The 22513-nt window shown below is 38.4% G+C and carries 16 protein-coding genes and 1 pseudogene; 7 read left to right on the top strand and 10 right to left on the bottom strand.

Annotated features, from left to right (window positions below):
* Window positions 1-60: 60 nt before the first annotated feature.
* Window positions 61-5643: a Calx-beta domain-containing protein gene (locus VB694_RS16785; RefSeq protein ID WP_323361473.1), complete on the top strand. Its 5583-nt coding sequence runs from the start codon at window positions 61-63 to the stop codon at window positions 5641-5643.
* A gap of 485 nt (window positions 5644-6128) precedes the next feature.
* Here the strand turns inward: VB694_RS16785 and VB694_RS16780 are convergent, their stop codons facing one another.
* The 3 genes from VB694_RS16780 to VB694_RS16770 all read right to left on the bottom strand — a co-directional run bounded on the left by VB694_RS16780 (window position 6129) and on the right by VB694_RS16770 (window position 8453).
* Window positions 6129-6488 (bottom strand): hypothetical protein, encoded by a 360-nt coding sequence (locus tag VB694_RS16780; protein ID WP_323361472.1) that lies wholly within the window; start codon window positions 6486-6488, stop codon window positions 6129-6131.
* Between the two features lie 173 nt (window positions 6489-6661).
* Window positions 6662-7723, bottom strand: coding sequence for a D-alanine--D-alanine ligase family protein (locus VB694_RS16775; RefSeq protein ID WP_323361471.1), 1062 nt, complete (start codon window positions 7721-7723; stop codon window positions 6662-6664).
* A gap of 67 nt (window positions 7724-7790) precedes the next feature.
* Entirely contained in the window at window positions 7791-8453 is a 663-nt protein-coding gene (locus VB694_RS16770) for a class I SAM-dependent methyltransferase (protein ID WP_323361470.1), read from the bottom strand.
* A gap of 271 nt (window positions 8454-8724) precedes the next feature.
* Between VB694_RS16770 and VB694_RS16765 the strand changes: the two genes are divergently transcribed.
* Window positions 8725-9753 (top strand): isochorismatase, encoded by a 1029-nt coding sequence (locus VB694_RS16765; RefSeq protein WP_323361498.1) that lies wholly within the window; start codon window positions 8725-8727, stop codon window positions 9751-9753.
* 90 nt (window positions 9754-9843) lie between these two features.
* Here VB694_RS16765 and VB694_RS16760 read toward each other — a convergent pair whose 3' ends face one another.
* On the bottom strand, window positions 9844-10728 hold the full coding sequence (locus VB694_RS16760) for a M23 family metallopeptidase (RefSeq protein ID WP_323361469.1): 885 nt from the start codon (window positions 10726-10728) through the stop codon (window positions 9844-9846).
* Window positions 10729-10930: 202 nt separating this feature from the next.
* Here VB694_RS16760 and VB694_RS16755 point away from each other — a divergent pair, with 202 nt between their 5' ends.
* The gene (locus VB694_RS16755; RefSeq protein WP_323361468.1) at window positions 10931-12127 is read left to right on the top strand and encodes an HhoA/HhoB/HtrA family serine endopeptidase; all 1197 of its coding nucleotides are present in this window, start codon (window positions 10931-10933) and stop codon (window positions 12125-12127) included.
* A gap of 47 nt (window positions 12128-12174) precedes the next feature.
* On the opposite strand, the gene VB694_RS16750 is transcribed toward VB694_RS16755, so the two are convergent.
* The 4 genes and pseudogenes from VB694_RS16750 to VB694_RS25330 form a co-directional block, all read right to left on the bottom strand.
* Window positions 12175-12522: a DUF760 domain-containing protein gene (locus tag VB694_RS16750; protein WP_323361467.1), complete on the bottom strand. Its 348-nt coding sequence runs from the start codon at window positions 12520-12522 to the stop codon at window positions 12175-12177.
* A gap of 148 nt (window positions 12523-12670) precedes the next feature.
* Window positions 12671-13213 (bottom strand): SMC-Scp complex subunit ScpB, encoded by a 543-nt coding sequence (gene scpB / locus VB694_RS16745; RefSeq protein WP_323361466.1) that lies wholly within the window; start codon window positions 13211-13213, stop codon window positions 12671-12673.
* Between the two features lie 42 nt (window positions 13214-13255).
* The gene (ispD, locus tag VB694_RS16740) at window positions 13256-13969 is read right to left on the bottom strand and encodes a 2-C-methyl-D-erythritol 4-phosphate cytidylyltransferase (RefSeq protein ID WP_323361465.1); all 714 of its coding nucleotides are present in this window, start codon (window positions 13967-13969) and stop codon (window positions 13256-13258) included.
* A 73-nt stretch (window positions 13970-14042) separates the two neighbouring features.
* Window positions 14043-14154: pseudogene (locus VB694_RS25330) on the bottom strand (ribonuclease III); the annotation flags it as partial.
* A gap of 98 nt (window positions 14155-14252) precedes the next feature.
* Between VB694_RS25330 and pabB the strand changes: the two are divergent.
* Both pabB and VB694_RS16730 read left to right on the top strand, forming a co-directional pair.
* Window positions 14253-16445, top strand: coding sequence for an aminodeoxychorismate synthase component I (gene pabB, locus VB694_RS16735; RefSeq protein WP_323361464.1), 2193 nt, complete (start codon window positions 14253-14255; stop codon window positions 16443-16445).
* An 81-nt stretch (window positions 16446-16526) separates the two neighbouring features.
* Window positions 16527-17486 (top strand): glycosyltransferase family 9 protein, encoded by a 960-nt coding sequence (locus VB694_RS16730; protein WP_323361463.1) that lies wholly within the window; start codon window positions 16527-16529, stop codon window positions 17484-17486.
* A gap of 170 nt (window positions 17487-17656) precedes the next feature.
* On the opposite strand, the gene VB694_RS16725 is transcribed toward VB694_RS16730, so the two are convergent.
* Window positions 17657-18139 (bottom strand): CRR6 family NdhI maturation factor, encoded by a 483-nt coding sequence (locus tag VB694_RS16725; RefSeq protein WP_323361462.1) that lies wholly within the window; start codon window positions 18137-18139, stop codon window positions 17657-17659.
* 374 nt (window positions 18140-18513) lie between these two features.
* Here VB694_RS16725 and VB694_RS16720 point away from each other — a divergent pair, with 374 nt between their 5' ends.
* Both VB694_RS16720 and VB694_RS16715 read left to right on the top strand, forming a co-directional pair.
* On the top strand, window positions 18514-18954 hold the full coding sequence (locus tag VB694_RS16720) for a Fur family transcriptional regulator (RefSeq protein ID WP_323361461.1): 441 nt from the start codon (window positions 18514-18516) through the stop codon (window positions 18952-18954).
* 132 nt (window positions 18955-19086) lie between these two features.
* Window positions 19087-20835: a DUF3685 domain-containing protein gene (locus VB694_RS16715; RefSeq protein ID WP_323361497.1), complete on the top strand. Its 1749-nt coding sequence runs from the start codon at window positions 19087-19089 to the stop codon at window positions 20833-20835.
* Window positions 20836-20987: 152 nt separating this feature from the next.
* On the opposite strand, the gene VB694_RS16710 is transcribed toward VB694_RS16715, so the two are convergent.
* Entirely contained in the window at window positions 20988-22505 is a 1518-nt protein-coding gene (locus VB694_RS16710) for an NAD(P)/FAD-dependent oxidoreductase (protein WP_323361460.1), read from the bottom strand.
* Window positions 22506-22513 lie beyond the last annotated feature (8 nt).

The raw sequence follows: 22513 nt of genomic DNA, 5'->3' as shown, positions 1-22513 counted from the left end.
ACAGACAAGACACTATATAATCTTGTTGAAGTGTTTCAGTAGCAATTGAGTAATTCATTTATGTCTAATGCTATTTCTTTAGAACCAATTCCCGTTGACAATGCCGATAATACTCTCGATATAGCCAATAAACTCGGTATGCTGGGTACTAATCCAAGTCTTACTAATCTCAAAGTTCTTGAAGATAGCATTAATTTAGGTCTTGCTATGACCTACACCAATCTGAGTCAATTTGCGGAGTTAGACAATTTTTGGACTCTTTTTGATACAGCTTTTGGGACAGCATATAACTATGCTAATGTAGCCAAGCTGCGATCGCAATGGCGCAAAGGTGATTTTAGTCAATTTCCTAATATTGAGGTAATTAGTAGCAGCATTTTGGGGAATGCGAATGGGGCTTATGGCATTAGCACGAATAAGATTTATTTATCAGATGCTTTTGTGGCAAGTGCAACACCACAAACTTTAATCGGTACGTTATTAGAAGAATATGGGCATTTTGTAGATGCTCAGGTTAATCAGGTGGATAGTGAGGGGGATGAAGGGGCGATTTTTGCCGCGTTGGTACAGAGACAGAGTTTGGATGCTGATACTTTGCGGGCTTTAAAGGCTGAAGATGATCATGGAGTTATTGCGCTTAATGGTCAAGTTATTCAGGTAGAACAGCAAAGGTTTTTTTTGGAAGGTTTTATTCTTGATTATAGAAATGGTCAATATTACCTTACAGGGACTGATCAAGTATTGAATATTACTGACGATCTAAATCCAAAACCGCTTATAGAAGAGATCGCCTTTAGCAGCAGCACCTACACCGTTAAAGAGTATGGTACAGCAGCCTCCATTACCTTAGAACGCACTTATCCCTATGGGATTCAAACGGTTACAGTCACACCTAGCGATGGCACTGCTAGAGCGCCATCAGACTACGACAGTCAGCCAATTGTGGTTTCCTTTAATCCTGGAGAGACTGGTCAAGCCGTTATTATTCCTATTGTTGATGACAGCCTGGTTGAAGGTAATGAAACGGTTAATCTCACATTGAGTAACCCTACTGGTGGTGCTACTCTGGGTACTCAAAGTACAGCTACACTGACTATTGTTGATAACGACAACCCCAGTACAATCAATCTAGGCGATGTAACTTACAACACCACAACATTAGGATTTCTCATAAGGAAGAATATAGATTTTGAGAGAGAAGTCGGTGACACATCTACCGCACCTCTTTTTTATCAATTCTCACTCACTCAGAAAAATGGACTTTTTCTATATGGTAGTGATCTTCAGATATTCAAAGCAGATAATACTCCTATCGCTACACTGAGTAATAGCGTTAATTCCACCTCTCCCCTCTACTCTGACCTGTACTTTCTGAATCTTGACCCTGGTGCTTATTATCTAAAATTTAGCAATGTTCCTGCTACCGGTCCGGTTTACTACTATTCCCGATTACAATTTTCGCCCCCTGATACTCAGACTAATACCTTTCAGGCAACCTCCTATCCTGCACGCACACAACTAGGTACTTTGGGAGTTAATAATACTCTTTCTCGTCAAGGAACGCTTTTTGATTCGGGTAGCGTTTATGGCGTTACTCAGGCTAATCAGGACAACTACGCCTTTACTCTCACTAACGATGCTAAGGTTAATTTTAACCTCACTTTTCTTAAAAATATTGGTCAGGCAACTCTGAATATTACCACTCCAGTTGAAGATGTGCAGGGAAATCGCGGTGCAAATCTTGGCTCTTTCAGTATTGGTGTCCCTTCTACAACTGGCAGCGTGGAAGTTAATCTCCGAGCAGGAACTTATTTTGTTGATCTTTCTGGAGATGGTACTGATATTTTAGTTGATCCTGTCAACATAATTTACAATGAGTCTCCCATTCAATATCAACTAACACTCTCCACAGAAACAGGTTCGGGTAAGATCGCTTTTAGCCGCAGTACCTATAGTGTTAACGAAAATGGTACAACAGTCCAAGCCATTACCTTAACGCGCACTAATGGCAGTGATGGTACTGTTACGGTTAAAGTCACACCCAGTAATGGCACAGCTACACAGTCATCAGACTACAACGGTACGCCAATTGTGGTTTCTTTTAATAGTGGACAGACTTCCCAAACCGTCACTATTCCCATCATTAATGATACCCAAATTGAAGGAAATGAAACGGTTAATCTGACATTGAGTAACCCTACTGGCGGTGCAACATTAGGGACTCAGACTACAGCTACACTGACAATTATTGATAACGACAATCTTCTTCCTAACATCACTTTAACAGTCAATCCCACTACGGTTATAGAAGATGGTACTCCAAATCTTGTTTACACATTCACCCGCACTGGAGCTACTACCAATGCCCTCACGGTCAACTACAATGTGGGAGGTACTGCAACTTTTAATACTGACTATACCCCAATTGGAAGCTCATCCTTCACCGCTTCTACTGGCTCTGTTACCTTTGCTCCTGGTTCTGCGATCGCTACTGTAGAAATAGATCCTACAGAAGATACTACAGTTGAAGCTGATGAGACAGTAGCCCTCACTTTAGCAACTGGAACAGGATATGCAATTGGTACAACTACGGCTGTTACAGGAACTATCACCAATGATGATATCCCCACTGTATCAGTGAGTGATGCCTATGTTTCAGTTAATGAGAATCAGAATACAGTTATTAAATTTAGAGTAACCCTCTCACAGCCCAGTAATCAAGATGTAGTTATTGTTTATTCCACATCTGATCAACTTGTCAACTCTACAGGACAGAAAGACGCTAAAGATTATCAATCCATAATTAATGGAACATTAACTTTCGCACCTGGAGAAACAACCAAAGAAATTGCCGTAACAGTCTTTGGAGAAAGAGGCGTTTCCGATCAAGACTTAGAAATCTTTGCTAAAGATACTGCCTATCGAAACTGGGAAAAAGAACAAGATAAAGAACAAGATGTTGACAAAGTTCCCGACATCAACTCTTCCCCCTATGGTGATTTGGGCTATTACGTCGATCAAGTTTTTAATGATCCAAAATCAGATTTTCAAGCAGTTGGATTAACTTCCAATGAAAATTTTTCGCTTAAACTTACCAGTGCTAACAACGCCACAATAGCTGATGGAGATGCAATAGGAACAATTTACGATCTGGGAAAAGCTCCTATACTCGCCAGTAGAGGGACTGCAACTGGACAGGATGTATTCAGTGACGCAAATCCTAATGGTGTAGGATTCGATCAGTATATCGCTAATAAAAATGCTGTAGAAACTTGGCTAAAAAAAGTCAGTCAGCCTGAGAATGGTGGAGTCATTTTTCGACCTAATTTAACGGGACATAGTTTGGGCGGTGCTTTAACCCAGTTGATCGCTTCTAACTACACAGGTAATTTAGGAAAAGTTGTCACTTTTAACAGTCCTGGAATTAATTCATCTGGTACGCCGAAAGCTAATATCAACAGTACGACACACTACATTACTTCCTCCGATGTCGTCAGTATGGCTGGACTTAATTATCTTCCAGGTTCATACGTTTTGTCTGATTATTTGTCATTTGATCCTCGCGATCCTTCTAGTCTTTTCGGCGTTGCTAATACTCACTTATTACCAGTATTATCTCTTAAGGTGGGCTATGACGCTACCAACATATATGATATATATGACGCTACCAATATAAAAAAGGGCTTCCTCAAAAAACCAACTGGGCTATTAATGAGTCCGAAACAATTATCTAGCAATTTGAGCAACTTTTTCTTCACCTATTTACCAGATCCAGATTATTTTGCATTTCAAGTTGCTGTATCCCACATTAATCCTGAATTTGCCAAAGCCTTAACTTTTCGAGGTACTACTGAAGCATCGAGAATTGTGTTAGGAACGTACATTTACAGTATTCCATTTTTAACCGATCAAGTTATAGCAGCATGGAATGCGGCTAGCAAGTTTTCTAGTGATATCTGGAACAAAATCATTGAATCTACTAAAAATACATTAAATCCACCAATCAGTAATAATGCTCCTCAATTCCAGGCAAGAAGCACAATTGCAAATACTTTTGCTGTTCCCACCATTGAAACATCCAGTGAAACACCTATTGATCTGCCCGTTAAAGCATTCAGCGAAGCACCTGTGGAGACATTCGGCGAAACGCCTATTGATCCGCCGGTTGAAACATTTAGCGAAACATCAACTGCAATATCACCTTGGGAAGCATTTTCAAAGTGGACGGTGGGCATTTGGAATGCTAGTCCTGAATGGGATCTGCAAACCTTTACTGATGCAATTGAAGGCATTAACACCCCTCCAGGAGTAGAAAATACAATTCTCGATCAAGTTGCTACAGAAGATAATCCTTTTAGCTTTACCTTTGCTGAAAGCAGCTTCATTGAAATTGATCCTGATGACCCTCTAACATACTTTGCCACCCTAGCTGATGGTAATTCTCTTCCCACTTGGTTAAGCTTTGATCCTATCACTCGCACCTTTAGCGGTACACCAAAAAATTCAGATATTGGCAGTTGGGCAATTGATGTCCGCGCTACAGATAATTATGGAGTAAGTGTAACTGACACATTTTTACTAGATGTCAAACCGAGAAATATTGAACCAAGCGTCACACTTTCAAAAATTAGTGATGATATCTTTAATATTACAAATAGCATTGCTAAATCCCAACTGCAAGTTACCCTAACTGGACAAAATTCTCATTTTGTAAATGAATTGGGAGTATTTACTGTTGATGATGCTCAAGGTAAAATCAACGGTATTGCACCAGGAGCGCCAGGTTATACCCAAGCAGCTTTAGAGCGAACAAAGGTAATTTTCTCTGCTATTGCTAATCTCCCCAATGGTTTTAATAACAACAATTTGACACATTTGCTGGAATTTAATTCTGGTGATAACTTCAGATTTTATTTACTAAAAAATAGTACAAATGATGCGGTGAAAGCTGGAGTTAACCCACTCACAGATATCCTATTTTCTGATCCTTTAATGCAAAAGATTAAAGATTTAGGAAATAATAACTTTTCTCTGGCTTGGAAAGATGGCTCTGGTAATAATGCTGCTGACTTCAATAATCTAGTAGTGAAGATTCAGCCCACTAATGATTCATTACCTCTAGGTACAAACTTACAAAGCAAATTCCAAGGAGAAGTGATTGATTTACGCGGTGTCACAAGTCAGGTAAAAGCTGATTTTGTAGTGAATAGAGAAGCAGCTTTTAATAATTTTATTGGCTTCTATCAAGTCACTGATGAAAATGGCGGTATTGACACTAATGGAGATGGTAAAGCCGATATTTTTGCTGGACAAGCTGGTTATATTGAAGCCGCAACTCGTGGGCGTGTAGCAGGTATTGATTTGACAGTTAATAACCAAGGTACGGCAACTTACACAGGAATTTTCCAACCAGGTTCTATCTTTGCACCATTTATTATTGTTAATGGTAAACCCGATGCTTTACTTGATAGTAATCCCAATAATGATCCAGCAGTTTACTTCCCATTTTTGGGAGCTAATGCTGATCAAGTAGATCATATTCGTTTGTTAGGAAATAACATCTTTGGCTTTGAGGATTTACCAAACGGTGGTGACAAAGATTTCAACGATGTGATTGTGCGAATTAATTTGAATATCGCTTAGTTTAAATTCCAATTATGAATTACCGATAAATAAAAGAAGAGTAGGAGAAGGCATACCAATCGCCTTTAATCTCCTACTCTACATTTGCTGCTGGGGCGTTCAGGAATATTGTTTATAGCCGCTACCCGTCATTTAGGGGGGTAAATTGTACGTTAATGATAGCGTCTATATGATGCGAATAATTCCTGTTGCAGCAAATGTGAAACCTGATTAATTATTGTTTTTATATCTGAACTATATAGTCCAGAAAATTCTTAGTAGATTGTTGAACATTTCCCTAAAAACAATTTTATAAAAAGCTTTTGTTCAAAATTCATTGTTAATGGTATTAGCCCCTGATAACAACACCCGTAAATTCGTTTATCTTTTAATAATTTAACCGGGTCGTTTACTGATTGGTTGCCAAGTTGGCACTTTTTATCAGTTATTATTGAGGAGAATTTTTTAAAACTATTTTGACTAATATCAACAATTCACAACCTTTTTTAAACCCTTTGGGGAAGTTTGAGTAAGCGAAAAATTATCCAGCAACCAGATGCACAACTCAGAGCGATCGCTAACATTAACCATAAAGGTGTAGGATTACTGTGATTAGAAGATGTTGTGATTGGTTCTTCACTGACTACTTCTGCGGATTTTTCTGGTTCTATTTGTGGCACGTAGCCAACATAAATTAGCTGATAATAGCTCAAAATTCCCACTCCCAGGGGAATTGCTAAAAAACTCAAGAAGAATAACCAAGAATACCTTACTAACAGGTTTTTAGCTGGGAAGGTATTTTTTAATTCTTTTGAAGTGCTTTTTGTAGCTTCCGTTGTTTCTGGCTTTGCATTGTGACTATCCATGATTGATTTGTTCTTGTATCCTCTAGTAGATTATTGTACTAGAAGACACAAGCGTTAACTATCAGTAGGATAATGGGGTTTAAAGGTAGCTTTTTGCTAAAAAGAGCATTTTTTACCTAACCTTCGCAAAAAATCAGCTTTTATGGAGTCGAGGATATATCTGGAACTTGATCTCATTTGTTCAGAGAATGTCTTTCAATTGCTAGTTGAATTAATTGATCTACTAATTCGGTAAAAGAAACACCAGTATTAGCCCATAGTTGAGGATACATACTTGTGGATGTAAACCCTGGGAGGGTGTTAATTTCGTTAATCAAGATTTCACCAGTAGCTTCTACATAGAAAAAGTCAACCCGCGCTAAACCAGCAGCATCAACGGCTGTAAATGCTTGTAATGCCATTTCTTGAATTTGTTGAACAACTGATTCTGGTAGACGTGCAGGAATAAATAAGTCGGCTTTACCTTGGGTATATTTAGTTTCGTAATCGTAAAAATCGCTATCAAAAGTAATTTCACCAATAACAGAGGCTTTGGGGTTATCGTTACCTAAAACTGCACATTCTACTTCTCTAGCAACAACTCCAGCTTCGACGATGATGCGTCTATCATAGGTTGCAGCATTATCTAAAGCTGCTTCTAATTCTTGACGCGATCGCACTTTGGCAATTCCTACCGATGAACCCAGGTTAGCAGGTTTGACAAAACAGGGATAGTCTAATGTTGCTTCTATCTCATCACACAATTTCGGAAATATACAAGCATTAGACCAAACTTGCGCCCTAGTTACGGCTTTATATTTTACCTGGGGTAGTCCAGCTTGGGCAAAAGCGGTTTTCATGCCGATTTTATCCATCCCCGTTGCTGAACCTAAAACCCCAGAACCCACAAAGGGAACTTGCATTAAAGTTAGTAAACCCTGAATTGTCCCATCTTCACCGTTGGGACCGTGGAGAATAGGAAACCAAAGCTCAATTTCTGCTGTTTGTGGGGGAAATTGCCATAAATTAGGAGTTAAAGAGGGATTTTCTCTAGCGACACCAGATGTTAAAACTTGTTGTGCTATTTCCCCAGCTTGCCAAACGCCATCTTTTTGGATATAAAAAGGCAGAATTTCGTATTTATGACTATTTTCTTCTGCACTCAAGGCTTTTGCGATCGCTCGTGCAGAAATTATTGAAACTTCATGTTCTCCAGAACGTCCACCAAACAGCAACCCCACCCGCAGCTTCGACATCTTCTGTACCTCAACGCTATCTAAAGCAGATAGCGTACCACAAGGACAGTTATCCGTTATCACTCCCCTAATTTTTCCTGGCTAATGTCAAACCGTCGGCTATGGGAACTAAACTTAGGGTAATTCGTGAATCTTGATGTAATTTTTGATTAAAAACGCGAATTTTTTTAGTTTGATTATCTTGAATTTCGGGATCTGCCACTTTCCCAGACCAAAGCACGTTATCAATGGCAATTAGTCCACCGGGTCGAATTAGTTGCAGCGATCGCTCATAATAATTTTCATAGTTACCTTTATCAGCATCAATAAACGCAAAATCAAAACTTTCTGCTTCACCTGTTGTCAGTAACCGATCTAAAGTTTCTAAAGCTGGGGCAATATTCAAGTCAATTTTATCTGCTACTCCTGCCTGTTGCCAATAACGCCGAGCTATGTTGGTATATTCTTCACTCACATCACAGGCGACAATTTTACCATCTGCGGGTAAAGCCAAAGCCACCACCAAGGAACTATAACCTGTAAATACACCAATATCTAAAGTCTTTTTTGCTCCTAACAATTTAACTAACAACGCCATAAACTGTCCCTGTTCGGGGGAAATTTGCATTATAGCCATTGGTAATTCGGCGGTTTCCTGGCGTAGCTGGGTTAATATTTCTGGCTCTCGTAAGGAAACTGAAAGTAAATAATCATACAAGTTTTTTTCTAAGCCTATTGTTTTTTTAATCATTATTGTGGTGTTAATAGGGTTTAATTAAGCTCTAAAATACCATAAGCAATTGCCTCTGCTAAAATTATACAAGTTAATTTATAATCTACAGATAAGAATTCAGGTAAGGCGATAAGATCCCCGACTTCTTTTATTTATTGTGTCCATAAATGATAAATTGATCTCGTGAAGTCGGGGATCTGGATATGAAGGATTGCTATAGCTGAATACTTACATCTACAGTTTCATCATTATCTTAAATCCATATCATTTTCCCAACTTTGAATATATGATGACTACCCCAACTCAATTTCCCCTCCCTCCCCACTTTAACCTCAATAAAATCGGTGAAGTCTATCGTGTACCTTATCAACAACGGGCATCTGAAGCTGAAGCATGGACAAAACAACATAATATCCTACCAGCATCAACAGATAAAACTCGCATTTGTCTATTATTAATTGATGTCCAAAACACTTTTTGTATTCCTGATTTTGAATTATATGTAGGTGGAAAAACCGGAACTGGTGCAGTTGATGATAATCAAAGATTGTGTGCCTTTATTTATCGTCACTTGGGAATAATCACAAAAATTATCCCTACCTTAGATACTCACACAGCTATGCAAATTTTCCATCCTATTTTTTGGATAAATGCCAATGGAGAACACCCCACACCAGCAGCTACTAATATTACACCAACAGATATTGAACAAGGTATTTGGCAAGTTAATCCAGCCGTTGCTAATAGTGTGACTGGCGATTATGAATTATTAAAAAAACAGGCTTTTCATTATGTTAAACAACTCAGCCAGGATGGTAAATATCCTCTAACTGTTTGGCCTTATCATTCTATGTTAGGCGGAATTGGTCATGCTTTGGTTTCAGCAGTGGAAGAAGCCATCTTTTTTCACAGTATCTCCCGTAAAACTCAAGCCCAATTTGAATTAAAAGGGGAAAATCCCTTAACAGAAAATTATTCTATTTTACGTCCAGAAGTTTTAATAGGATTTGATGACAAGCCCATTGGACAAAAGAATAAAAATTTAATTCAACAACTTTTAAATTATGATGCTGTGATTATTGGTGGACAAGCTAAAAGTCATTGTGTTGCTTGGACAATTGATGATCTTTTAACAGAAATTCAACAGGTAGATAGCACCCTAACCAAAAAAATCTATCTGTTAGAAGATTGCACTTCACCCGTTGTTGTTCCCGGTGTTGTTGACTACACAGAACAAGCTAACGCCACATTTGCAAAATTTGCAGCCGCCGGAATGCACATCATTAAATCAACAGAATGGGTAATTGGTAATTGGTAATTGGTAATTGGTAATTGGTAATTGGTAATTGGTAATTGGTAATTAAATTATTTAACCTCCCCTCCTCTCTTCGCTGTCACCTGTCACCTGTCACCTAATTAAATACTCTTTTGGATCTTTTGCTGTCCATCCTAGAAGTTCATTAGCACGAATTTCAAAGTGTAGATGTGGTTCTCTAGAAGTTGGTTGGCCTGTAGCACCTACAGTACCTAATATGTCACCTTGTTTGATATTTTGTCCCAAGTTAACTTGAATTGTTTCCAATTGAGCATAACGAGTTTGTAGTCCGTCTGCGTGGTTAATAATCACTAATTTGCCGTAGCTGGCTTGGTCTTTAGCAAATACTACAACACCGGGTGCGATCGCTTGCACAGGTGTACCCACTGGTGCTATTAAATCTACACCACTATGAAAGAAAACTTTACCTGTAATTGGATGAATTTGCCACCCATAAGCTAAGGCCACAGTTGTAGAATTAGCTAAAGGATATCCAGTTATTTGGGCTGATGTCGCAGTTTGTACAGGGGAAGTAGTAATAATTTGATTCGGTTTTGCTGTTAACCCTGGTATAACTGGCACAAATACAACTCTAGGGTTTTGTTGACAACCATTGGTCTCAAACAATGTATCTGGACGAATTTTGTATTTTGTGGCTACTTGTCGCCAAGTTTGACCATTAGGTACTTGGACTACAACTCCATTGAAGGGGGGAATTTGCAGTTGAGTACCAGGTGTCACTGTGCCATTATTTACGGATGGATTCATGTTAATGATTGTTGCTGGCATAAGCTTATATTGCTGGGCTATGCTCTCTAAAGTCTCGTTACGAGTAACTTGATGTTTTTGGATGCGAGATAGGGCAGGAGTTGGACAACTTGGTTCAGCAGCAGCACTTGGCGGTTGCAGCAGCATGGATATTAGCCCCAAAGTGCTAACTAAGCTACAGAGAAACATTGGACGATCAGGAAAAGTCATTTCAACTAGTTTAGAGATAGCTAATTCTAAATTTTAGTTGGAGAATTTTAAAGATGGATGTTTTTTTTGCTTGATTTGAGATCATCCCTAATTATGTATTCAAAGTGATGTAAACTTATCTCCTCACTTATGATTTACTTGACTAAACTTAGAAGTTAGTAATACGTCTCCCTGTGAACGCAATTATTCTTAATTAATTAATATGAAGTTATCTGTGAAGCAATTAGCCGTTTATATGTTTTTAGTGGCTATTGGCGGTAGTCTTGGTGTTTTTAGTAGTCGATATTTGCCATACAATAGCTCGTTTCCAAAGTTCAAAAATGTCACAGCATCTGTACCTTCAGAATCTGTGATTGCTTATCCTTCCGGGTCTATGGGGAATTCTGTTGGTGGCAATAATGTCAATTTTATTGCTACTGCTGTGCAGAAAGTAGGTCCTGCGGTGGTGCGAATTAATGCTACTCGTAAAGTGGCAAATCCAATTTTTCAAGCTTTAAAAAATCCTATGTGGCGGCATTTTTTTGGGGAAGATGAAGAACCAATTCCTCAAGAACGAATTGAGCGCGGTACGGGTTCAGGATTTATTTTAAGTGCAGATGGTCTATTATTAACCAATGCTCACGTAGTTACACAGACAGATACAGTACAAGTTACCCTCAAAGATGGTCGAATTTTTGAAGGTAAGGTAGTGGGTGTTGATACTGTCACCGATGTAGCAGTAGTCAAAATTCCTGCGGATAAGTTACCTACAGTTACGTTAGGCAATTCACAAATATTAATCCCAGGTCAATGGGCGATCGCTATTGGTAATCCTTTAGGATTAGATAATACTGTAACTATTGGTATTATTAGCGCCACTGATCGCACTAGCGCCCAAGTAGGCATTCCCGATAAACGCGTTAGCTTTATCCAAACTGATGCCGCAATTAACCCCGGTAACTCAGGTGGACCTCTTTTAAATGCCCAAGGTGAAGTTATTGGCGTTAATACTGCTATCCGCACTGATGCTCAAGGACTTGGTTTTGCCATTCCCATTGAAACCGCCGTCCGCATAGCTAATGAACTATTTACCAAAGGAAAAGCAGATCACCCTTTTTTGGGCATTGAAATGCTAGACCTTTCACCGGGCAAAAAACAGCAGCTGAATCAGAACATGAAACTCAACATTCAGCCCGATGTTGGTATTGCAATTAAGAAAGTTCTTAAAGATTCGCCAGCAGCACAAGCAGGACTACTTCCCGGAGACGTGATTCAAAAAATCAACGGTAAACCAGTACAAATTACAGCCCAATTACAAAAGATCGTTGATTCTAGTAAAGTTGGAGACATTCTAGAAATCGAAGTCAACCGTAATGGCAGAACTCAAACCTTAAAAGTGCGCTCAGGAACTTCCCCCTAAATTTAGTTTATAGTACAGCCGTGATTAATTACGGCTGTACTTAATAACTATTGATTAGACAAATTCTCTAATTGCATTCTTTGTTCCATCTGGCGCAGGAAATACCCAGTCATCATTGCTGATGCTAACAGCCCTGCTAAGTTATCCCGGTCTGTAGTAATTTGGACGTTAAAACTCTCTGGTGGGAGCATCCCTACTAGCCCTTGGACATTCTGGGAGATGATTTGTTTAATTTCTGGGCTGGCAGACTGGGCAACACGCGCAAGAACATCGGGAGATTGATGCTGTAAATATTTCAATAACGGATTCGGGCTTTCTCCCAGGTGATCGTTCAGAAGCTGATTAGTGTGTTCCTCAGAAGAGTTGTCATTCAAAAAGTCAGGATCAAACACCATTGGCAATTTCTTCTAGCTTAGTTGCTAATTCTACTTTAAACCATAGTACAAGCCTAGCGCATTTATCAAAACAGGGAACAGGTAACAGGTAACAGGTAACAGGTAACAGGTAAAGAATTTTCTCCCCATCTCCCCAGTCCCTAGTCCCCTATCCCCCCCCAGTTCCCTCTAACTCTAGTTCTAGCTGTTGTTCTTTCTCGTTTGTGGGGATGATTTGAGGCAGTTGATCGATTTGAAAATATTGATGAAATTTCGGGGTGACTTGTAATGAATATGACCGGGAATCACCTTCTCGGCGTTTGCGAACAAATCCTAATTCTACTAATTCAGGAACGTGTTGATATACACCTGAACCCCGGAGGTCAATCAATTCGCTTTGGAGAATAGGACTGTTGAGAGCGATCGCCGCTAAAGTCCGTAAAGCTCCTACACCTAATTCTACAGGTATCAACGTCTGTACTAAATCATGAAAATCTGACCGCAGTTGCAAACTATAACCATTTACAGTTTCTACAACTTCCAGCGCACTATCTCGACGGGCATAATTATCCATGAGTTCAATTATCCCTTCTTCCGCTGTAGGGCGATCGCACCCAGCATACTCGGCAATTTCACTCAAAGATAAAGGTTTACCCTTTAAATACAAAATCGCTTCTATTTTGATAGCTATATCTATGTTTTTCCTGGGCATATTGAGAAATTTCGGGGCAAAAGGCAAAAGGCAGAAGGATAATTAAGTAGTTTCCTGTTCCCTGTTCCCTGTTCCCTCTTCCCTATGATTAAGAATAAATTCAGCGATCGCTAAATCTTGAAGAGTGGTAACTTTTAAATTTGTTTCCTCTCCTGGTACTATACTCACTTCAATCCCGCATTTTTCCAACAAAGCTGCATCATCCGTCACTTCCCAACCTTGCCGCACACCCTCAGTATGGCATTGTTTTAATAGTTTAACATCAAACCCTTGGGGAGTTTGAGCCGCCCAAAGTTGTTCTCTGTTGGGTGTACTTTCAATTATGCCGTTTTCATTCACAACTTTAATGGTATCTTTCACCGGTACAGCCGCAATTAACCCAGGACAATGACGAATAGCCTCCGCACAGGCATTGAGTAAATTAGGTGTAGCTAAACATCGCGCCCCATCATGAATTAATACTTGTTCAGCAGCCTCTGGGAGAGCCAGCAAGCCGTTGTAAACCGACTCTTGCCGGGTACTCCCACCAGGAATAAATTCAACTGGTTTAGTGAGCTTCAAATCAGCCATAATACCCTTAAAGTCTTCCCAGTCATGAGGTTGGGAAATAATCCCAATCCAACTGATAGCACTTGCAGCTTCCGCAGCTAACAAAGTCCAAGCAATTAATGATTTTGAGTGTACCTGTAGTAAGAGTTTATTGCGGTCAGCACCCATTCTTTTGCCGCTACCTGCGGCGGGAATTAATAAATACACAACTTTTCTTAATTTTTAACTACTACAAACCTTATTCTTACTTAGGGGTAATTTATGAATTTCCCCCTGTGTGTTCTGATACGGAATCAAATAATGTGTTCAACAATAGCACGGAGTGGTTCAACATCACAACTATTATCTAAATAATAAGCGCCAATTATAGCTTCAAATGTACTACTTAGTAATTTAAGATATGGATAAACTCAACTATACCTAAAGCGTTGGGAATAGAATTTGGAAACGACACAGAGCTTTTGAATATTAACAATAATCTCTAAAAAATATGCAAACATTAATTGTTGATAATTACGATTCTTATACCTTCAATTTGTACCAGATGATTGCTGAAATAAATGGTAAATATCCTCTGGTAATTCGCAATAATGAAGTTAACTGGGATGAATTGAAAAAAATTGGCTTTGACAACATTGTCATTTCTCCAGGTCCAGGTCGTCCAGAAATAGTAGAAGATTTTGGAATTTGCCAACAAATCATTGAAAATAATTTAGATGTGCCATTGCTGGGAGTTTGTCTTGGACATCAAGGAATTGCCTACCTAAATGGTGGTAAAATTATTCATGCCCCGGAAGTTAGACATGGGAGAATTAGTAAGATTTATCATCATGGTTTGGAATTGTTTCAAGATATTCCTAGTCCATTTTCTGCGGTGCGCTATCATTCCTTATTAGTTGCAGATAAATTACCTGATTGTTTAGAAAAAATTGCTTGGACTCAAGAAGGTTTAGTGATGGGTTTACGCCATCGTCATTTACCATTTTGGGGTGTGCAGTTTCATCCAGAGTCTATTTGTACAGAATATGGAAAAAAATTATTAGAAAATTTTAAAAATATCACATTTCAATATTTAAAAAAATCTGCAATCCGTTTAGAAAAAAAGCAGTGGATAGGAGAAAATTCTGTCGATGATGCTGTTAATTATACTTGTAAAAAGCCAGAAGAATTTGAACTTCAGACGCGAAAGTTAGATATTTGCCCGAATACAGAACAGATATTTGTTCATTTATTTCAGGAAGCACCAAATAGTTTTTGGTTAGACAGTAGTTACATAGAAACTGGTCTATCTCGGTTCTCTTTTATGGGTGATGGGAATGGGAAAAACAGTTTATTGGTGCGTTACCGTACCCAAAACCAAGAACTCATGATCACACAGTCAGATAGGGTAACTCGTCGCACCGAAAGTATTTTTGAATTTCTCAAACGAGAAATTGACCACCGGAGTTGCCAAAATGATGATTTACCTTTTGATTTTAACTGTGGATTTGTTGGCTATTTTGGCTATGAACTGAAAGCAGAATGTGGCGGAAAATTAGTACATTCTTCACCTTTGCCAGATGCAATTTTTTTATTTGCCGATCGCTTGATTGCTATCGATCATCAAGAACAATGTATTTATTTGCTGCAATTAATCAAAAAAGGAGCAAGGGAACAGGGAGAAATTTGGTTTGATGCCATCCAACAACAACTTGAAAATTTACCTCCTCTTCCTCCTCTTGTAGCACAAGCTAATGGTGAGGAAATTAAGTTCTATTTAAGTCGTCCTTACCAAACTTACATTAATAATATTCACCATTGTTTACAAGAAATTCATGAAGGGGAAACTTATCAAGTTTGTCTCACAAATCAACTACACACGGATATTAAACCTGATCCATTGGCATTTTATCGTCATTTACGGCAGATAAATCCTGCCCCTTATGCTGCATTTTTGCGCTTTGGTGAAATAGCGATCACCTGTTCTTCTCCAGAAAGATTTATGCAAATTGATCGTCAAGGGTGGGTAGAAACTAAGCCTATTAAAGGAACGCTACGACGAGGAAAAAACCCCGAAGAAGATTTTATCCTGCGAGAAAAACTGCGAAACAGCGAAAAAGACAGAGCAGAAAATCTGATGATTGTCGATTTATTACGTAATGATTTAGGACAGGTCTGTGAAGTAGGTAGTGTTCATGTACCAAAATTAATGGATGTCGAAACCTACGCTACTGTACATCAACTAGTGACAACAATTCGCGGACATTTGCCATCAAACCTGCAAGCAGTAGATTGTATTCGAGCAGCATTTCCAGGAGGATCAATGACAGGAGCGCCTAAAATCAGAACCATGCAAATTATTGATCACCTGGAACAAGAAGCACGGGGAGTATATTCAGGAGCGATTGGTTTTTTAGGATTGAATGGTGCAAGTGATTTGAATATAGTTATTCGCACTGCTATTTTCACTCCTAATGGAACTTCTATTGGTATTGGTGGCGGTATCGTGGCACTTTCTGATCCAGAAATGGAATTTCAAGAAATACTACTCAAAGCCAAAGCATTAATTCAGGCTATGCTGATGACGATGCACGGTACATTTGAAGAAGACCCATATAGTATCTTGGTCGGAAAATCAAAAAATTCAAAACCAGGAATCTTGAATCAGATCCCATCTCCCCCTACTCAAGAACAGCCTGTTTAATTTAACAATCTGAAAGTCCAACTATCTTACCGATATTCCCCTAAAATAAGGAGCGATAAGCGTCAATAAATATTATTATTTATGCGAGTAGTAGCTTTTGTACCTGGTTCAATTGGCGACCAAATTCTCTTTTTTCCCACTTTGGATGATCTGAAGCGTTATTATCCCAACGCGCAGATAGATGTCGTTGTGGAACCTCGGTCAAAGGCTGCCTACCGAGTCAGCCAGTCAGTTCATGAGGTATTGACCTTTGATTACAAAGATCGTAATAGTCTAGCAGATTGGGGTAACTTGGTGGGTACGATTCGCGATCGCGAGTATGATATTGCTATTACTGCTGGAGAAAGCTGGTTTTTAGGTTTGTTTCTCTGGTTGACGGGAATTCCCACACGCATCGGCTTTAAAGGCAAAGGTGCAGGTTTTCTTACCAGTACCGTATCTGTAAATACATCCCAATATATAGCAGCGATGTATCATGACCTATTGAAACCTCTAAAAATTAACACACTTTGCCCAGATTTATCAGTAAATATCCTGAAACCAGATATTGAATGGGCGCAACAGCAACAAAAACGCTTGGAAATACATGAAACAGGTTATATCCTGATTTACGGTGGTTCTGGCAAGTTGTCCCAAATTGATAGTGAAAATACAAACTATCCTCTGGCCAGTTGGCAACAAATTATCCAAGATTGCCAACGCAAACAAGCAAATTTACCAGTGGTGGTTATTAAAGAAACTGATGATGAGCCATTTGTGTTATCTTTACTGGAATCTTGCCCAGGAATTAAAGTGATTTTTCCTGATGATGTTGGCAAGTTAACTGCCATAATTGGTGGCGCTAGTTTGATGCTATCTATTGAAAGTGCGCCACTACAACTTGCTGTAGCTGTGCAAACCTTTACCATCGTCCTACTGGGTTCTACAGAACCTGGCAAGTTATTACCACAAAGTGATAAATTCCTCGCTATTAAATCTCCTACTGGTAAAACGGCAGATATTCCACCTGCAACTGTTTTAGAAAAAATCTGGGGAGGTTGAGTCGCTTTGCTCCAATTCAAAATTCAAAATTCAAAATTCAAAATTAATTAATAATTTTTAATTCATTTTTCTCCCACTCTCTGAACTTTGAATTTTACTTGGGATTGGAGCATAAAAATTAATCTGAACTCTTCTTAAATCCTGACTCCTGACTCCTGCCTCCTAAATTCTTATCTTGTTTCAATCATTTCAAAGAAACCATCTTCTAATTCATAACCTAGTATTTGCGCTAGAGATTTAAGCCGGAATTGAGTGGGGATATTTTGCTGTTTTAGCCAATCACTCAAAATAAAAATTTTGTGCATCAAAAAAATTTCTAAGGCTTCAGGGTTATACTGTATCCCTTCTTTAGAACTAAACTGATGGGGTACTAGCATGGCGGAGTAACGGGCAAATTCCCCAGCTTTCCAATCTAGTAAAAATGGCAACCAAGGATATTTGGCATCTAGACGCACAAACCATAATCGTACTTCTGGAATTTCTGAAAATTCTCTTGGATCATTTGCTTCCTGTGCGTAGTTAATTTCAAAGCGCAGTTGCTGTTCTTGGGATGTAATGGATTTCTCTTGCAGCAGCGGTTCAATTATCGTGAATGCAGGTGACAAATCCAGATTGTTAATGGAATCGTTATTAATGGTGATTGTGATTGTCATTGACTGATTTGCTGCTTTTTTGATGGCTCAAATTGGGTATTGAGAATCCACAGTAGCAGTTTTTGGGCATTGACGCTACCGTCTATTGACTACTTATGTTTTTATAGAATGTTAACTAAAATACACCTCCTTACCTGGACATTTACTGCATTTTTAAGCTAAAGTTGTAATGAGTTTGTTTTAGAGTTAGGATTTAACAAAGCAACTGTTAATCAAAGGCTAAACTTGCTTCTACCTGTGATTAATAGAGCATTTAGCGTCAACAACACAGGTATAAGCAAAAAATGTGTTTAAGATCCTTCTGTATAAAAAACAGTAATTGTCTTGGAAGGGTTAATTAACAGTAAGAATATCCCTATAGTTACAACTGAAATATGCACAAGCCAGCTATTTCTACAAAAGCAATTCGTTCCTTAGAAGATGCCATAGATCGGTGTCAACTGCTGGGTATGCGCGTTAGCCGTCAGCGACGTTTTATACTGGAATTACTTTGGCAAGCAGATGAACATCTTTCCGCTAGGGAAATTTATGATCGCTTGAATCAACAAAATAAAGAAATCGGCCATACTTCTGTTTATCAAAATCTAGAAGCCTTATCCAGTCAGGGTATTATTGAGTGTATTGAACATTGTGATGGGCGTTTATACGGAAATATCAGTGATGCCCACAGCCACGTCAACTGTATGGATACAAATCAAATTCTGGATGTACATATAGAACTACCGCACGAATTGATTCAACAAGTTGAGAACCAAACAGGCGTTAAAATTAGTGGTTACACTATTAACTTTTTTGGACACCGTAACCCAGAATAAACACAGGTGATAGATGATAGATGATAGAAGTGTGAGGAAATGGGAAGATGGGGAGAATTAAAGACCTCTTGCATCTTGCCTTTTTTCACTGACAACTGATAGTTGGAAAGTCTATCTGTAGATTACCTGAGTATGAGCGATCGCCCTTTACACTTAAATTTATTGTTAATTGACCCAGATCCCATCTTTCGTCTAGGATTAAGGGTAGCTTTAGAAACAATTCCCCACCTACAAGTAGTAGCGGATGTCTCCACCGATACCGCAGCTTTACAGGTGTTATTAGAAATAATTACACCTGATCAAAACCCAGTTAATTTAATAGTTTTAGAATTAGGCAATGGGAGTTCTACCGAATCTCAGCAGTTAGGATTACAATTTTGTCGACAACTCAAAGCTTTATACCCTCATATACCTATTTTGTTGCTGAGTTCTATATCTACACCAGAACTATTATTGGCAGCAAAAAATATGGGCGTAAATGGCTATTGTCCCAAAGGTATATCCATTTCTGAATTAGTCCCCACTATCCAAGAAATAGCATCGGGTGGTTATTATTGGTTGCTAACTCCAGGAATAAATCCTCCATCATCTCATTTACCTTTTACTAAACTGCGAAATAACCTCCGTTTGTCAGGAATTAGCCACATTAATAACACCCTCACCGCAGTTACCGCACAATTAAAAATACCTGGATTACCATTATTAGATAAAGCTATTCTCGCCGGACAACGCCGGGAAATGTTAGCTGCGCGTTGGCTAGTTAATCATTTATTAGCTGCACCAGAGGAAAGACAACCAATACAAACTCCCCAACCACTACCACCACCCATTTCTTACCTTAGTAAGACCATTAGTAAACCAGAATCACAACAAATACAAACTATTTTACCGCCTTTATTGAATGCAAAAGCACTACAATCGACATTATTTGCATCTTGTATTCATAAACTCCAATTTCCTTTACAAAATCTTACCGATATACCTTTAGAAATTGATATCCTCCGGGAAGAAAAAAAAAGAGAATTACTTTATCTCATCTTGCAAAAAATATCTCAACAATTAGATGAATTACGTAGTTCAAAAATTGAAAATAATCAATTACCAGAGTTAAAAGCTAAATTACTCAATAATTTATGGCAATCAGCCATTACAGATTTTTATGGCAAGTTTTCACGGATAACTATAGGTGATAAAAACATAGAAATAGCCAATTTCTTATTGAATAATTCCGCAGGTGTAGAAACTGAAATCTTGAATAAAATTCCCTTGGTTATAGAATTATTTGCTTATCTACTCTGGCACACAGATTTGTATGTTGATAATACATCATATCCAGCAGGTACTGAAGCAGCAAACTCCCAAGCATCAATGATTTTAGAAAATTTATTAATTCAGATTGCTAATGGTGTATTACAACCATTGCTCAATTTTTTGGCGGATGTAGAATCTATAAAACAAAATTTTTATGATCGTCACTTAATTTCGACAAGAGAAATTGAACGGTTTAGAAATAATTTATCTTGGAAATACAGGTTAAATAATTATGTAAATGAACCCCAAGCAATTTTTGAAAGTCGGTATGAGTTATTTGTTTTTGCACCTCGTGGTATTGCTAAAATTTCAATTTATGCCCCACGTAACCAGGAGTTAGCAGAACTTTCCGGTATTTCCTTAGTAGTGACATTACTGTTAGAACTTCGGGATGCGATCGCACCTCGTATACAATCTTTATTATCTTTTTTAGGTAGTGGTATTGTTTTCATTCTCACTAAAATTATTGGTCGTGGTTTAGGTTTAGTTGCCCGTGGTGTTCTTCAAGGTATCGGTAGTGTTTCTCTCATAGAAAAAACTCTCAAACGCAATGTTGAAAAGGATAAATAATAGGAGTAGTCGTAGGGGCGAAGCATTCGGAAGATAAACCTGGGAAAAAACTGATAAATTATCGCCCGAATGCTTCGCCCCTACCTATTCCCATTCCCCATTCCCCATTCCCCATTCCCCATTCCCCATTCCCCATTCCCCATTCCCCAATATTATAAATTCCAATCACGTCGAAAATGGAAGAAACTTTGGAGAAATTCTTGTAAAATGTGATTTTTATTGAGTTTTTGCTGACTCCATCCTCTTGCAGTTTGTGCTAATATTTCTGAGAAACTAGGATAAGCAACAGCTAAATTTTCTAAATTCTCAATTTTAATATTTTGGGACATTGCAAAAGCAATTAAGTTAATCAACTCTCCTGCTTCTGCACCTAATATAGAACATCCCAAAATTTGACCATTTTCTAAAACAATTAATTTACAAATACCTGTAATTTCGCCTTTAATTTGTGCCGCTATTATTGATTTAAAATATTGCTTTAAAACTAAAACCTGGTTTTTACCATATCGGCGTTTAGCTTGTGGTTCTGTTAAACCAACTTGTGCTACCATTGGCTGAGAAGATATTACCCAAGGAATACAAGCATAATTAACTGCAAGTCTTGGCAAAAAAAGCGCATTTTTAACAGCAATTTTCGCTTCATAATTAGCGATATTAGCAATATCATAACCACCTATGACATCACTACAAGCGTAAATGCGTTGATTTGTAGTTTGTAATTTTTCGTTGACAATTAAACGGCGTGGATGCCACTTTACTCCTACATCTGCTAAATTCAAAGACTCTATATTTGGCTGTTGTCCATTTGCAACTAAAATTTCATCAGTTTCAATGGCTTTATCTCCCACTTGAACCCATTTTTTATCTTCAATTTGCCGCACTTGAGTTACTATTGTTTGGTTAAAAACTCGCACTCCGTCAGCTTCTAATTCTGCTATCAATAATTGGGCTATTTCTGGATCAAGATGAGAAAAAACACTAGGATGGTTAACTATTAAATTGATGCTGCAACCTAAACGGGCTAAAGTTTGAGCAATTTCCACACTTTGAGGTAAACCACCTAAAATCACCCAATTTTTGGGGAGGTTTGATTTTTCTAAAGATTGCCAAATATTAGTTAAAGTGACATAACCTGTGGTTTTTAAACCTTCAATATTGGGAATTTGGGGACATGAACCACTAGCTAGTAAATAGGTACGGGAGCTTAAAATGCGGTCATTAACTGCAAAACTTAGTGGTTGAGTGTGAAATTTACCACTACCGATAATTACATCTACTCCTTGGGCTGCTAAATTAGCAACAGAATTAATTTGGTTGAAATTTGCTGCAATACCTTGAGCAGACAACATCGCTTGCTTGTAAGAATAGGTGCAGATGCTTTGATGGATTGGGATTTCCGGTTTTTTTGGTACTGCAGTATTATTAATCTGCTTATCCAGATAAATATCCGGTGCAGTATTTCCTTTTTGGGTAATAATGCCAAGATTTGCTAGATCAAAACACTGCTGGGATCTTTTACCCAATTCGCTGAGTGGATAATGATAATTCAATTCATAGTTGACTTGTGGCTGTACTAAGGCAACTTTAGCCTGTAGTTGGCTTGCAGTTAGGGCTGCTTGGTATCCGGCAATACTACCGCCAATAATTACAATATCGTAATCAATTTTCATTAGTCATA

The sequence above is a fragment of the Anabaena sp. UHCC 0451 genome, from assembly GCF_034931405.1.
Lineage (GTDB): Bacteria > Cyanobacteriota > Cyanobacteriia > Cyanobacteriales > Nostocaceae > RDYJ01.
Note: the sequence above shows the minus strand (reverse complement) of the source record. Positions and strands in the feature narration are given on the sequence as shown.

Bases quoted from the DNA above. Each gene is read 5' to 3' on its own strand.
- VB694_RS16760 (WP_323361469.1), bottom strand. From the start codon at position 10,728: ATGACTTTTCCTGATCGTCCAATGTTTCTCTGTAGCTTAGTTAGCACT.
- pabB (WP_323361464.1), top strand. From the start codon at position 14,253: ATGCAAACATTAATTGTTGATAATTACGATTCTTATACCTTCAATTTG.
- VB694_RS16715 (WP_323361497.1), top strand. From the start codon at position 19,087: ATGAGCGATCGCCCTTTACACTTAAATTTATTGTTAATTGACCCAGAT.
- scpB (WP_323361466.1), bottom strand. From the start codon at position 13,213: ATGCCCAGGAAAAACATAGATATAGCTATCAAAATAGAAGCGATTTTG.
- VB694_RS16730 (WP_323361463.1), top strand. From the start codon at position 16,527: ATGCGAGTAGTAGCTTTTGTACCTGGTTCAATTGGCGACCAAATTCTC.
- VB694_RS16785 (WP_323361473.1), top strand. From the start codon at position 61: ATGTCTAATGCTATTTCTTTAGAACCAATTCCCGTTGACAATGCCGAT.
- VB694_RS16750 (WP_323361467.1), bottom strand. From the start codon at position 12,522: ATGGTGTTTGATCCTGACTTTTTGAATGACAACTCTTCTGAGGAACAC.
- VB694_RS16710 (WP_323361460.1), bottom strand. From the start codon at position 22,505: ATGAAAATTGATTACGATATTGTAATTATTGGCGGTAGTATTGCCGGA.
- VB694_RS16780 (WP_323361472.1), bottom strand. From the start codon at position 6,488: ATGGATAGTCACAATGCAAAGCCAGAAACAACGGAAGCTACAAAAAGC.
- VB694_RS16725 (WP_323361462.1), bottom strand. From the start codon at position 18,139: ATGACAATCACAATCACCATTAATAACGATTCCATTAACAATCTGGAT.
- VB694_RS16765 (WP_323361498.1), top strand. From the start codon at position 8,725: ATGACTACCCCAACTCAATTTCCCCTCCCTCCCCACTTTAACCTCAAT.
- VB694_RS16775 (WP_323361471.1), bottom strand. From the start codon at position 7,723: ATGTCGAAGCTGCGGGTGGGGTTGCTGTTTGGTGGACGTTCTGGAGAA.
- VB694_RS16770 (WP_323361470.1), bottom strand. From the start codon at position 8,453: ATGATTAAAAAAACAATAGGCTTAGAAAAAAACTTGTATGATTATTTA.
- VB694_RS16720 (WP_323361461.1), top strand. From the start codon at position 18,514: ATGCACAAGCCAGCTATTTCTACAAAAGCAATTCGTTCCTTAGAAGAT.
- VB694_RS16755 (WP_323361468.1), top strand. From the start codon at position 10,931: ATGAAGTTATCTGTGAAGCAATTAGCCGTTTATATGTTTTTAGTGGCT.